Genomic DNA, 12,629 nt, shown 5'->3' on the forward strand with positions numbered 1-12,629 from the left:
ATACCTCCCTGAAAGTTGGTGATCATCATAGCCACAGTCTAGGGGCGGAGTATTAACGGGAAAGAAGACATTTGTAAATCAAATGTAATTTTTATTACATAATCTAAAATTGATGAAAAAAATATTACAAACATAAACCACTTCTTATTCTCTCAACTGATATACTGAGTGCAGAGCGAGAAAAGGAGTGCATACGGAATGAATTTGTTTACTCATAAAGAACAGCTGTCTCCAGGCCATCTGAAAATTGCTGATTTTGTTGAACGCAATCCGGAAGAGATTCTGTTCATGACAGAACAAGAGATTGCCGACAGGCTGGGGGTCAGTATTGCGACCGTATCTCGTTTCTGGCGGGCGGTTGGATATGATAATGCCAAAGCGTTCAAAATCCGGCTTCGTACATCCGAAGACACTACACCTGCGCTCAAATTAAATAAAACCATATCCCGTATGGATACGGACAGCCTTCCCGTTCAGTTACTGGAGGCCTCCGTCAGCCATTTGCAGGAGACGTTGTCTCATATGAAGCATGGAGATCTGGAGCACGCAGCAGCCATCCTTGCAGAAGCACGAAGAGTATATGTATATGCTCCAGGACCTTCCGCTGGTTTGGCGGAATTATTGTCCTTTCGGCTATCCCGATTCGGATTGACCGTCATCCACCTCGCCGGAGGTGGTCATGAATTATTGGAATCACTGATGCACATGCAGCGGGAGGATGTTGTGCTGCTGATGTGCTTTACAAGGCTCTTGCCTGAGGCAGAGGTCATTTTGGATTATGCCAGAGATACAGGCAGCAAAGCCGTACTTGTAACAGATCGGGAAGACCTGTTGTATGGCTTGGCGACGGAGTTATCTTTTTACGTTAGCAGAGGGGAGCTTGGCGAATTTCATTCCATGGTTACTCCACTCCTGTTGATGGAACAACTGGTACTGGCGGTGGGTTTGAGGCAGAAGGAGCATGCGCTGTCCAAGCTGGAACGACTCGCTGATCTGCGCAGTCGATATGCAGACAAATTGCCGCGAGGCTGATAGATGAACAGAGCAGCTTAATGCACAGAAACGACTACAGATAACATCAGAGGTATGGAAGGTTATACCATAATTAGGGGCGGTTACTCCGCCTCTTTTTGTGTTAGAATTTCCTCATGAAAAATAATGTTTAGACGGTTAGTTTATTGGGTATAAAAAGGCAAACCGTAACCGCATTGTTAAAAATTGATTTGGGAGTGATCCAATTGACTGCAATTGGAGTATACAATAATAGAGTCGTCTCTATTCAGTTGGATACATAATTGCAATACAGCAGGAACTGCCAGAATGAGAACGGTTTAATCATGGGAAGAAGTCAGGGAGTGGGGATCGCTTTGCCTATAGTAGATATGGAAAAAAAAGATGTTGTCACCGATGCGTTGGTCATTAAGGCCATGGAGAAAAGTCTGGCTATCATTCGATTCGATATGGAGCGACGGGTTACGTATGTAAATGAAGTCTTTGCCCAGACGATGGGTTATACGGTAGGCGAGATGTATGGTATGCAGCATGAGCAATTTTGTTTCGATGAATTCGTGAAAAGCCCTGACTATAATGCGTTTTGGAGCAGTATTTTTAACGGTACCAGCTTCCAGGACAAGGTTGAACGCAAAGATGCAAAGGGAAATCCCGTATGGCTTGAGGCAACATATATGCCTGTCTATGATGAAATGAACCAGAACATACTAGGTGTGTCCAAAATAGCGACAAACATCACGACCCGTCAGAACAATATTTCAGCTGTAGTTAATGAACTGAAGACGATGTCACATGATTTGAACGAACATGCCGATATCGGTATTGAGCGAAGCCGTGAGTTGATGTCCAGTATCATGTATATATCTGAAGTTTCCGCCCACAATCGAGCGACACTGAATCACTTGCAAGAACAGGCTCGTTCTATCCAGGGAGTTGTCAAAACGATTCGCGAAATTGCGTCGCAGACCCAGCTTCTGGCCCTGAACGCTGCGATTGAAGCAGCTCATGCAGGCGAATATGGTCGCGGGTTCGATGTTGTAGCCAAGGAAGTACGGAAACTTTCGGCCATGGTCGAAAATTCCATTAATGAGATTCGGGATAGTGTGAATGGGATCACCAAAGAAATTACGAACATCTCTGGCGGGACACAGGAGGTTGAAGGTTACGTGGAGCGAAGTCAGCAGCAAATTGAGGTGGCGTTGAATGATTTTACAACCATTGCGGCGTCTGCACATTTACTGGATGCGAAGGCGCAACACGTAACCAAAATCGTATAGATATGATAAACTCCATAACTCTGTAGGGAAGCGGGTGCCAATAGAGGCATCTGCTTTTTTGTTGTTCAATAAACGGGAATTATTGTGAGCAATCAAGGAAACAATACTCAGTGATACCAAGGAAGTCTAGATAATGGGGTGAGCCGGATGTGGTCGAAAATACTTTCTTATTTGCCGGATTGGCCTATTTGGGCACAGGCCTTTTTATTATTTTTGGTGCCGATATTGTGTATGAAAGGATACCAGTGGTTGCGATCATCCTTAAAAAAAGGAACCTTTTCAAATAATGTTCATTCCAATCAGGAGGAATCGTCCAAAACTTCTTCTAATGAAGAGACAGGAAGTTACGCAAATATTCGACTTACCGGGGATTATGCTAAGGATCTGATTAGTGTAAAAACTACATTTGGTCAAAATTCAGACGTATGTATACGGGAGTTTGCTATAAGAGGAACGAATACCCCAGCGGCTGTTATCTATGTGGAAGGATTGGTCGATCATGATCGGTTAGATACTCACATCTTCACGCCTCTAATGATTAGGGGGGTCCCCGACACAGAGCAGAATATATTTGAAGAACCGATAGAAGAAAATGAACTCAGAGCTTACGTCAGGTGTAGTCTTTTACCGGTTGGTGAACTACTGGAAGTCGAGACACTGCAAGAAGCAGCACAAGCAGTGCTTCATGGTAAAAATGCTCTACTTATTGAAGGTATTTCCGGAGCTTTTATTGTTGGTTCAGCCAAGGGGAAAAGCCGCAGTCTGGAAGAGCCGGTCTCGGAGGCATTGCTTCGCGGGCCAAGGATCGGTTTTACCGAGCGGTTAAGCGATAATACCGGAATATTGCGGCAATTCGGAGGCAACAATGCCTTGTTTATGACCAAACACCAGGTGGGTACCAGGGTGAAAAGGGAACTGGTTATTGCGTATATTGAGGACATTGCCAATGCCGACCTTGTCGCTGAGGTGGAAAAACGAGTGCAGGACCTGGATATGGATATCATGCTGGAATCCGGATATGTGGAGCAACTGATTGAAGATGATGAGCTTAGCCCCTTCCAACAGGTACAGAATACAGAGAGGCCCGACCGCGTAGTCAGTGGGTTGTTAGAAGGGCGTGTAGCTATTTTACTGGATGGGACACCATTTGCATTAATAGTGCCATCGACTTTTAGCATGCTGCTTCAATCTCCCGAAGATTATTACGAGCGCTGGATTCCGGGGACATTTCTGCGTATGCTTCGTTTCTTGGCTGCTACGATTGCACTGCTAGCACCTGCTTTGTATATCTCCTTTATCTCATTCCATCCGGGTCTTATTCCGACCAAGCTAGCTTTAACCATTATTCAAACCAGACAAGGTGTGCCTTTCCCGTCTGTTATTGAGGCGCTGATTATGGAGACCTCGATTGAAATTTTGCGGGAAGCAGGCATTCGTCTACCCAAGCCAATTGGACCCGCAATGGGTATCGTAGGTGGTCTGATTATTGGGGATGCCGCAGTACAGGCCGGAATTGTCAGCCCGTTTCTGGTTATTGTTGTGGCAGTCACTGCGATTTCTTCGTTCTCCATCCCTACATATAGTGCCGGGATAACACTTCGTATATTGCGCTTTGTAGGAATGTTCAGTGCGGCGATCTATGGATTGTTTGGAGTAGTCATGTTTTTCTTGTTGCTCTGCAGTCATCTCGTTCGGTTAAAAAGCTTTGGAGTACCTTATGTCACTCCGGCTGTGCCTTACAGCTTATCGGATTGGAAAGATTTCTTTATTCGGGCACCTTTAGGAATGATGAAGAAGCGTCCAAGTATGATGCATCCCAAAGACCCTGATCGCAAAAAGTAGGCATATCGGATATTCAGGAGGTGAACCATGAATCGTAAACAAGACCAACTGACGACAGTTCAAGCCGCAGCCTTTATCATCAACTACATGTTGGGGGCAGGAATCCTGACACTTCCTCGAACCACGGTGACGGCTGCAGGTACGCCTGACGTATGGATTTCAATAATATTATCCGGTCTGTTAGTTATGGTGATGGGTATAATCCTGGTGACTCTGTGCCGACGATTTCCAGGGAAGACGGTATTCCAGTTCACTGAGGAAATTACAGGCAAGTGGATCGCTTATATTTTGGGAATAACGATCATCGTGTATTTCATTATCATCGCTGCTTTTGAGATCAGGGTAATGGCTGATGTCACCGGATTATATTTATTGGAGGGCACCCCGGTATGGGCCATTGTCATGGTGTTTATGTGGGTCGGTTTTTATCTCATCACAGGTGGAGTCAACTCCATGGCTCGCTTGTATGAGATCATTTTACCCATTACGCTTATTCTTTTTGTGCTGGCCATTTTTTTGAGCAGTGAATTGTTTGAGATCAACAATTTGAGACCTGTGCTGGGAGATGGAATTATGCCTGTTGTTAAAGGAATTAAACCTACGACACTGGCGTATACGGGGTATGAAATCATGTTTGTGATTATGGCTTTTATGAAAAACCCGGAGAAGGGGAAAAAGGCCATGGTCTGGGGCATCCTTATTCCTATGGGGATCTATTTCATCACCTTGGTTATGGTCATTGGCAGCTTATCCATTGAAGGCATGAAAACAAGAACGTGGCCAACACTTGACTTGATGCGAAGCTTTGAGATTGAGGGATTGGTCTTTGAACGATTTGAATCCTTGCTGCTGGTGATCTGGATTATGCAGATTTTCTCTACGTTTACCATTACCCATTATGCCGCTTCTCTCGGATGTTCGCAATTGTTTAAGAAAAAGCAGCTGTCTTGGATGATCATTTTGCTTCCCATCATTTACATCATTGCTATGTTACCGGATAATGCGAACGACACGTTCAAACTGGGAGATGCGGTCGGGAATGTGTCCATTTATCTGTTTGGTGTCGTACCGTTATTACTTTTACTGTTGAGCATGATCCGAAAAAAAGGAGGGAAACACAATTGAGCAGATTCAGAAGACAATTAACCATTGGGTTATCGGGGTTGCTGCTAATGTTTACCTCAGGATGTTGGAGCAGTAAAGAGATTGAAGATCTAAGCGTTTATGTGGGTGTGGGACTGGACGTGGCTGAGGAATCGAAATTTGAAAAGAGTATTAATGAACAAGGAGGCCATTATCCCAAAAACAACAATTTAACGGCTACCGTACAGATTGTTCCACGAATCGGCCCCAAACAGGATACTCAAAAAGGCACAGGTGCTTCCGAAGGGCAATCTTTTTTGAATGAAAGGTTGACTGGAGATTCCCTGTTTCAGATCTTTCGTCAGTTTGCTCTAAGAAGAGACCGTCCACTCATTGGTCATCATTTAAAGGTCATCGTTGTTTCTCATGAGTTGTCCAAGAAATATAGTTTGGAGCAGCTGCTTGACTTTATTTTGCGTGATAATGATATCCGCCCCAGTTGTCTGGTTTTAGTAAGCCATGGAACAGCTCACGAAGCTCTTAGTTCTATAGAGCCGGGAGAAGTTCCGGCCTTTTATTTAAAGGGAGTGGTAGGGAATTCGTACCGTTCCAACAAGATCCTTCCTCCTGTGTCTCTTGCGAAGCTTGACGGGAAAATGCAGTCCGGGTCAAGCTTTTTGTTGCAGAATGTCCTTACAGCCGAGGGTGAGCATAAATTCTCAGGGGCAGGGATCTACAAAGGAGAGACGAAAAAATGGATCGGCTCTATAAATCAGATTGAACTCGAAGGATTGTCATGGATCACAGGGAAGGCCCAGCAAGGAGCTGTTAAATCATACGCTCCACCCAATGGCCATACGGTAACCTATGAAATCAAGTCTACCAAGAGTAAAATCATACCACTGGTTCAAGGCAACAACATCTCTTTTCATGTAAAGATTGAATCAGAAGGCCAACTCATGGAAGATTGGAGTTCCCCGGAAATCCCTTCAACGGACAAGTATATTCGTAAATTGGAGATACAGTTTGCGGATACAATCAAAGAACAAATACAGCAGGTTATGAATAAAATGCAGCGTACCTATCGGGTGGACGTGGCCGGATTTGGTGAAGAGCTGAGGATCAAATATCCGAAGGTGTGGAAAAAAGTGAAAAAAGATTGGGATGAAACATTCAGTCACGTTCCCGTAACCTATGATGTGAAACTGAATATTAAAGATTCTGGATCATCGACGGATTAATCACAAGGAATAAGATTCTCTTTACTCTACAAAGTGGATGATGATATTTAATAGTTGACACAAACATGATAGATCGCTATATTTATAAAAAATCATTTTCTTATCCAGAGAGGTGGAGGGACTGGCCCTTAGAAACCTCAGCAACAGATCTGAAGGATACTGTGCTAATTCCAGCGGGTGAACAGCCTGATAGATAGGAGCGTTTGTTTTTATTTGTCAGTAACGGCGCACTCTTCAGGAAGAGTGTGTCTTTTTGTTTTGTTGTTTTCTGGATGAAGAAGTAGGGGAGCAGGCATGAATAACAACAAAGATACGGGGCATTTTCAGCGTAAAATGCAGGCACGGCATGTAGTTATGCTCTCACTCGGTGGAGTCATCGGTACAGGGTTATTTCTAAGTTCGGGTTATACTATCCAGCAGGCAGGACCGATCGGTACCATTCTGTCTTATCTGATCGGAGCGATTGTCGTCTATCTGGTCATGCTCTGTCTAGGTGAACTTTCTGTTCATATGCCAGAGACAGGGGCGTTTCATAGCTATGCGGCAAAATACATCGGACCAGCAACAGGATACACAGTAGCCTGGTTGTATTGGCTAACCTGGACGGTTGCCCTCGGTTCCGAATTTACAGCGGCCGGGCTGTTGATGCAGCGCTGGTTCCCTTCAGTGAATGTTTGGATCTGGAGCGCATTGTTTGCGCTTATGATCTTCCTGTTCAACGCGCTGACTGTCAAATTTTTTGCGGAATCGGAGTTCTGGTTTTCCGCAGTTAAAGTCCTTACAATTGTAGTCTTCATTATTCTTGGGGGCGCAGCCGTATTTGGTATTATTCCAATGGCAGATTCGGAACCTGCACCGTTTCTATCCAATATTACAGCATCGGGTTGGTTCCCCAATGGGGCTACTGCGATACTAATGACGATGCTTGCCGTAAACTTTGCGTTCTCGGGTACCGAATTGATTGGGATTGCTGCCGGGGAAACAGAGAATCCGGAGAAGACGATTCCAAAAGCGATCCATACCACACTGTGGCGTTTAATTATCTTTTTCATCGGAACAATTGTCATTCTCTCGGCACTGCTTCCGATGTCGGATGCGAGTGTGCTCGAAAGTCCGTTTGTGGCGGTCATGGAGCGGGTGGGAGTACCCTATGCAGCAGACATTATGAACTTTGTTATTTTGACGGCGATTCTGTCTGCGGCTAATTCGGGGTTGTATGCATCTTCACGGATGCTCTGGTCTCTGGCTGATAAAAAGACGATCTCCCCATGGTTTGCCACATTGACCAAACGTGGTGTGCCGCTGAATGCGCTCTTGATCAGTATGGTTGGGGGCGGTCTGGCTTTGCTGTCCAGTATCATTGCGCCAGGTACCGTATATATTACACTGGTTTCCATTTCAGGTCTGGCTGTTGTTGCGGTATGGATGAGCATCAGTGCTTCACAGTATATGTTCCGCAGACAGTATATCCGGGAAGGACATGCGGTCAAAGATCTGGTCTACCGCACACCACTGTACCCGGCGGTACCGATTATTTCATTTATATTGTGCCTGGCTTCATGTATAGGCATTGCTTTTGACCCGACACAGCGAATAGCGCTGTATTGCGGAGTTCCATTCATTGCAGTGTGTTACGCAGTTTATTATCTGACAGAACGTGTGAATAAGAAAAGAGGACAAGTACATGACGCAAGTACAACAGACTAATCCCATAGAACAGATCCTGCGTGAGTATCCGGTCATGATTCTGGATGGGGCGCTGGCAACCGAACTGGAACAGCATGGCTGTGATCTGGATGATCCGCTCTGGTCTGCACGTGTGTTACTGGAGAATCCGGACGTGATCCTTCAGGTCCATGCAGATTATTTTCGCGCTGGAGCCGACTGTGCGATTACATCCAGTTATCAGGCGACGGTGGAAGGCTTCGGCAAGCGAGGCATCGGAGAGCAGCAGTCGCTGGAGCTGATTCGCAAGACGGTGGAGTTGGCTGTGCAGGCGCGAGATGATGTCTGGGCAGAAGTGCAAGGTGAAGCCGCAGAGCATGTATCCGGCAATGATTTAAACGGTAAAAAACAAACGGCAGTTGCCATGGGAAATAGGGCATCGGCTCGTCCAAGACCGATTGTTGCTGCATCCGTTGGACCGTACGGCGCATATCTGGCAGATGGCTCGGAGTATGTCGGTCACTATGGTGTCTCGGACGAGACGTTGAGCGCGTTTCATCGTCCACGGATCACAGCCTTGCTGGAAGCAGGGGCGGATATTCTGGCCTTTGAGACGATCCCATCCTTGCAGGAAGCACAGGTACTGATCGATTTATTAAAAGAATTTCCGAACGCCTATGCATGGCTCTCCTTCTCATTAAAAGACGGGACAGCGATCAGTGAAGGCACGCCATTGGAAGAGTGTGCACAATTGTTAGGAGCTGAACCTCAGATTGCTGCGATTGGGCTGAATTGTGCTCCCATGGAACTGGTAACGGAAGCGGTAGGTATTCTGAGCCGTGCCAGCGATAAACCGATTATTGTATACCCGAACTCGGGTGAGGTATACGATCCAGTAACGAAGACATGGAGTGGTCACGGTACATGTGGCAGTATGAGCGATGCTTCAGAGCAGTGGGTGGCGGCAGGTGCGAAAATTATTGGCGGCTGTTGCCGCACTACGCCACGTCAGATTGAAGAACTGGCGAAAAAGTGGCGGAGTCAAAGATGACTTTCTGAAATGTGAGTTATATCTTGTACAGGAAAGAGCCCTCTCTATCCGTTAACGGATTTGAGAGGACTCTTTTTGCGTCTTTTTCGAAGGACTCAAGCCCAGAATCTCTTCGCTGGATTAAAGATAAACGGATTGCCATCAGCTATTGAGCATATCCAATTATTTGTTCTCCACTGAAATGGAACCCAAGGAAGTCTGTAAGGAGAGCAAAGGTCCGCCGCCATTAATGTCTGTTTTTCCTTTCGCCGCACCCGAGACTTTCCCCAAATCTGTCGCTGTTTTCAACGTGTATGCAAGGTTGGCTGGGAGAATGGCTGTGACCGTGCCTACTTCTGTTGAAGCTTTGAACTGGCTTCCTTCGGCAAGGTTGTTCAGATCGAGACGAATAGTGCCTGCATCGGATGTAATCGATGATTTTCCGTCCACTTCAACTTCGGCAAGTTCAATCGATCCCGTATTGTTGGATACATCATAACTGCCTTTCAGACCGGTGAGTGAAATAGTGCCTACCTCGGTGGATATCTCATACTCCGCGACTTGGGCAGGAACTTCCACAACATAGTTAACAGTAAAATGGGAGTTCCCCAGATTTTTGTTGGCCCAGGACCATATATCCGTTCCATCCTGTCCTTTGGCTTGAAGCTGGACGGACGTCCTCTTCCCTTTGGTTATCAAGGAGACTTCCGCATTCTGGCCGAGTTCTTCCAGCGTAGATTCACCAGAACGATTGTTTAATGCCTGAAGGGTTGTGCGGACATGAAGCCCGCTGTCTTCACCGCGACGTATCTCAATATTTCCAACGGAATTTTCAATAATCAGTGTATTGGAAACCTCTTGCAGGCTTGCTTCAGCAAGCTCCTTGTCTATGGCGTTGCTGCTAATCAACTTCATCCATCCGGACTCTGCACCTTGTGAAGTGCTGCCTTCGGATGGTGATGTGATGGGGTTATTCGTGCATGCAGCCAACAGACTGACTGAACTCAGGGCAACCAGAAGCTTTTTGTATACTCTTCGCATGTTCTTGTCTCCTTCATCCTTCATATGTTCATGTGTTATTCAACGACCAGGATACGTGGGGATGCATCTCGGATCACTCTCGAGGATACCCAGGAGCCAAGAGCTGCGGCAAGAATACTCAAGCAGGCAAATAATATGATTCCTCCCCAATTCAGGATAAGGGGAATCTGTACAATCCCGTATCCCGATAGGACTTTTTCAAGCAGACGCGGCAGCACGTACACACCGACAACGACTCCAAGTACTGCGCCGATGGTGGATATAGCTGCAACGCCCATGGCAACGGACAATCGAATTCTTCTAGAAGTCATGCCTATGGACTTGTAAATACCGTAGGTTTTGCTTTCTTTACGAATACTGATTCGGCAGGTACTAAAAATGATGATGAACGTAACGAGAATAAACAACAGACCGATGAGAGCCATGGGGTAAACGAAAATGCTTGCAGCTTCAGCATATACGGAATCAAGCAGGGTTTTCTGCGTGACGATGGAAGCAGAGTCTTTGAATTGTTCGTTTAACTGCTGCGCAATGGTCTCTGCCTGCGATGGATCATTGACATTGATAAAGGCTACATTGACATCCTCATAATTGGGGTTCACACTTCGCACAGCATCAACGGTAATACGCCCAGATATAGACAGGTTGGAGATAGCCTGGTAGACGCCTGTGATCATGAACGTACGCTGTTCACCCTCGATATAAAGGTCGATCAGGTCGCCCAAATCCTTGTTCAACATGCGTGCAACACCTACACCAATCGAAATTTCATTTTCACGTTCAGGATTGGTACCTCTCAATGTTTCGAATCCAAGCTCTTTGTAATTCCCATCAAGTACACTCAGGTAGAGACTGGTGGATTGGCCGGCCATTTTCGCTGATGACTCGGGACTGACGACCCCTGTGATGTTCCCTTGCCAGCCCACATTTTTGATGCGAGGGTCCTTTTCCAGCACCTGCTTTAACTCATCCTTGGGGAAGGTAGATTTGTTCACCACGACGGCGGCAATGTTAGCATTGTCATAACCCCATTTGGCCGCCGTCTGATAAATTCCGGTAATGCTCGTCAGTACAACATATCCAAGGACAAGCACAGAGGCAGCCATCGTGGTTAACAGCAGCATCAGAACAGAGCTCTTGGTATTCTTGATCAGATTTCGAATGCCAATGACGGCGGCTACTGGCAGCCGGGCAAATCCAACCCGGTTGGCTAGAGGCGAATTCATTCGTCGGGCCAAGCGGGTATTTTCTGTTTCCGACATACCGTAGCGGATGGCTTGAACAGGCTCGATACTGCGCGCCTTTTTGGTGTACAACACAACGAATAATATTACCAGCGCAAACAGCAGTATGCCGACTAACATGGCTGCTCCGATGCCTTCCATCGGTACATCTCCATTGCCAGTTCGCAGAGAAGACACAGAAATGTTGATAATGAATTTGGATACAAACACGCTCAGCGCCAGTCCTGGAATAACGGCAATGATGGACAGCAAAGCATATTGAATAACATAGGTACCGATTGTTCTCCCGGAGGTCAATCCCAGTGATTTCAGAATCCCTATTGTTTTGTAGTTGGCCAGAATGGCATCCGAAATGGTAAATCCAATGGTGATGAGAGCGATAACCATCATGACAGCACCCAGGAAAATCATAATGAATCCAATAATCTGATTGATAATCAGATAGAAGGAAGAGATACTCTCAAACTCCATCTTGGTTTCCAAGAAAGGGGTATGGGTCTCACTGTTGTAACGATCCCAATAGCTGGAGTTGGTTCGATAATCATCAAAATGGATACCCATCATATAATTATCTTTTCCTGCGAGTGCCTGGAAGTCATTCTGGTAGTCTGTACTGTTCATCCAGATCCTTGCCGCATTGGTGAATGGTGCACCGTAAGGTACATCGACTACAATCGCGGATACCCGAAGATCAAGCGCGGAGGACCCTGTTTTGAAATTAACGGTATCTCCTACGGCTATATCATAGGCATTCGCCATTGAAGTGGGAATCCATACGCTCCCTTGTTCGGGAGCCGAACTCTGCGCACCACTCGAAAAGATCAGTTCATCGACGGCCCAGGGCGGCTGAGGGGTATTCATCATGTACAGATAAAGGTTGGGAATGTCCATGCCTTTGAAGGCGATTCCGGATAAGGTACGATACGTGAGCAAAGGTGAAACCTCAACTCCATCCTGTTCAGCCCACCAGTCATAGACGGCTTTAGGGTCATTCAGTCCTTTATCAAACGTCAATATTTGATGGGACCCGTTGGTCCGGGTGTGCATTTCGTTGAACAGATTGCCCGTGTTGGCCAGAATAATAACCGCAGTAGATACCAGTAGTGTAGATAGCAAAATGAGCAAGGTGATAAACAGATTCTGTGTCTTATTTTTGCTCAGGTAGGAAAGGCTCAGTTTCAACATAGCAGCCATA

9 protein-coding genes and 1 riboswitch are annotated in these 12,629 nt (G+C 46.1%); of the genes, 7 read left to right on the forward strand and 2 right to left on the reverse strand.

The annotated features are described in order from the left end of the window. Positions 1 to 198 precede the first annotated feature (198 nt). From BMY78_RS28440 to mmuM, 7 genes are all read left to right on the forward strand, one after another. Positions 199 to 1,032 carry a MurR/RpiR family transcriptional regulator gene (locus BMY78_RS28440; RefSeq protein ID WP_090904608.1) on the forward strand — a complete coding sequence of 278 codons (834 nt, stop codon included), beginning with the start codon at positions 199 to 201 and terminating at the stop codon, positions 1,030 to 1,032. A 305-nt stretch (positions 1,033 to 1,337) separates the two neighbouring features. Further along, complete coding sequence (locus BMY78_RS28445; protein WP_371129202.1) at positions 1,338 to 2,288, forward strand: methyl-accepting chemotaxis protein; 951 nt, start codon at positions 1,338 to 1,340, stop codon at positions 2,286 to 2,288. A gap of 147 nt (positions 2,289 to 2,435) precedes the next feature. Beyond that, on the forward strand, positions 2,436 to 4,130 hold the full coding sequence (locus tag BMY78_RS28450; protein ID WP_090904609.1) for a spore germination protein: 1,695 nt from the start codon (positions 2,436 to 2,438) through the stop codon (positions 4,128 to 4,130). A gap of 27 nt (positions 4,131 to 4,157) precedes the next feature. Further along, on the forward strand, positions 4,158 to 5,255 hold the full coding sequence (locus tag BMY78_RS28455) for a spore germination protein (RefSeq protein ID WP_090904610.1): 1,098 nt from the start codon (positions 4,158 to 4,160) through the stop codon (positions 5,253 to 5,255). Further along, on the forward strand, positions 5,252 to 6,454 hold the full coding sequence (locus BMY78_RS28460) for a Ger(x)C family spore germination protein (protein ID WP_090904611.1): 1,203 nt from the start codon (positions 5,252 to 5,254) through the stop codon (positions 6,452 to 6,454). Before BMY78_RS28455 ends, BMY78_RS28460 begins: the two co-directional genes overlap by 4 nt. Positions 6,455 to 6,551: 97 nt before the next feature. Then, positions 6,552 to 6,654: riboswitch (SAM riboswitch) on the forward strand. Between the two features lie 94 nt (positions 6,655 to 6,748). Beyond that, positions 6,749 to 8,161, forward strand: coding sequence for an S-methylmethionine permease (gene mmuP / locus BMY78_RS28465; protein WP_090904612.1), 1,413 nt, complete (start codon positions 6,749 to 6,751; stop codon positions 8,159 to 8,161). Further along, positions 8,139 to 9,170, forward strand: a complete 1,032-nt coding sequence (mmuM, locus tag BMY78_RS28470) for a homocysteine S-methyltransferase (protein WP_090904613.1) — start codon at positions 8,139 to 8,141, stop codon at positions 9,168 to 9,170. The genes mmuP and mmuM overlap by 23 nt, the downstream gene beginning before the upstream one ends. Positions 9,171 to 9,332: 162 nt before the next feature. On the opposite strand, the gene BMY78_RS28475 is transcribed toward mmuM, so the two are convergent. Both BMY78_RS28475 and BMY78_RS28480 read right to left on the reverse strand, forming a co-directional pair. Continuing rightward, positions 9,333 to 10,190: a hypothetical protein gene (locus BMY78_RS28475; RefSeq protein WP_090904614.1), complete on the reverse strand. Its 858-nt coding sequence runs from the start codon at positions 10,188 to 10,190 to the stop codon at positions 9,333 to 9,335. 35 nt (positions 10,191 to 10,225) lie between these two features. Beyond that, the gene (locus tag BMY78_RS28480; protein ID WP_090904615.1) at positions 10,226 to 12,628 is read right to left on the reverse strand and encodes an ABC transporter permease; all 2,403 of its coding nucleotides are present in this window, start codon (positions 12,626 to 12,628) and stop codon (positions 10,226 to 10,228) included. Position 12,629: the final 1 nt, after the last annotated feature.

It is taken from the genome of Paenibacillus sp. OK076 (assembly GCF_900110055.1).
Taxonomy (GTDB): Bacteria; Bacillota; Bacilli; order Paenibacillales; family Paenibacillaceae; genus Paenibacillus.

Coding starts and splice junctions, on each gene's coding strand:
- BMY78_RS28440 (WP_090904608.1), top strand. CDS start 199: ATGAATTTGTTTACTCATAAAGAACAGCTGTCTCCAGGCCATCTGAAA.
- BMY78_RS28445 (WP_371129202.1), top strand. CDS start 1,338: ATGGGAAGAAGTCAGGGAGTGGGGATCGCTTTGCCTATAGTAGATATG.
- BMY78_RS28450 (WP_090904609.1), top strand. CDS start 2,436: ATGTGGTCGAAAATACTTTCTTATTTGCCGGATTGGCCTATTTGGGCA.
- BMY78_RS28455 (WP_090904610.1), top strand. CDS start 4,158: ATGAATCGTAAACAAGACCAACTGACGACAGTTCAAGCCGCAGCCTTT.
- mmuP (WP_090904612.1), top strand. CDS start 6,749: ATGAATAACAACAAAGATACGGGGCATTTTCAGCGTAAAATGCAGGCA.
- mmuM (WP_090904613.1), top strand. CDS start 8,139: ATGACGCAAGTACAACAGACTAATCCCATAGAACAGATCCTGCGTGAG.
- BMY78_RS28475 (WP_090904614.1), bottom strand. CDS start 10,190: ATGCGAAGAGTATACAAAAAGCTTCTGGTTGCCCTGAGTTCAGTCAGT.
- BMY78_RS28480 (WP_090904615.1), bottom strand. CDS start 12,628: ATGGCTGCTATGTTGAAACTGAGCCTTTCCTACCTGAGCAAAAATAAG.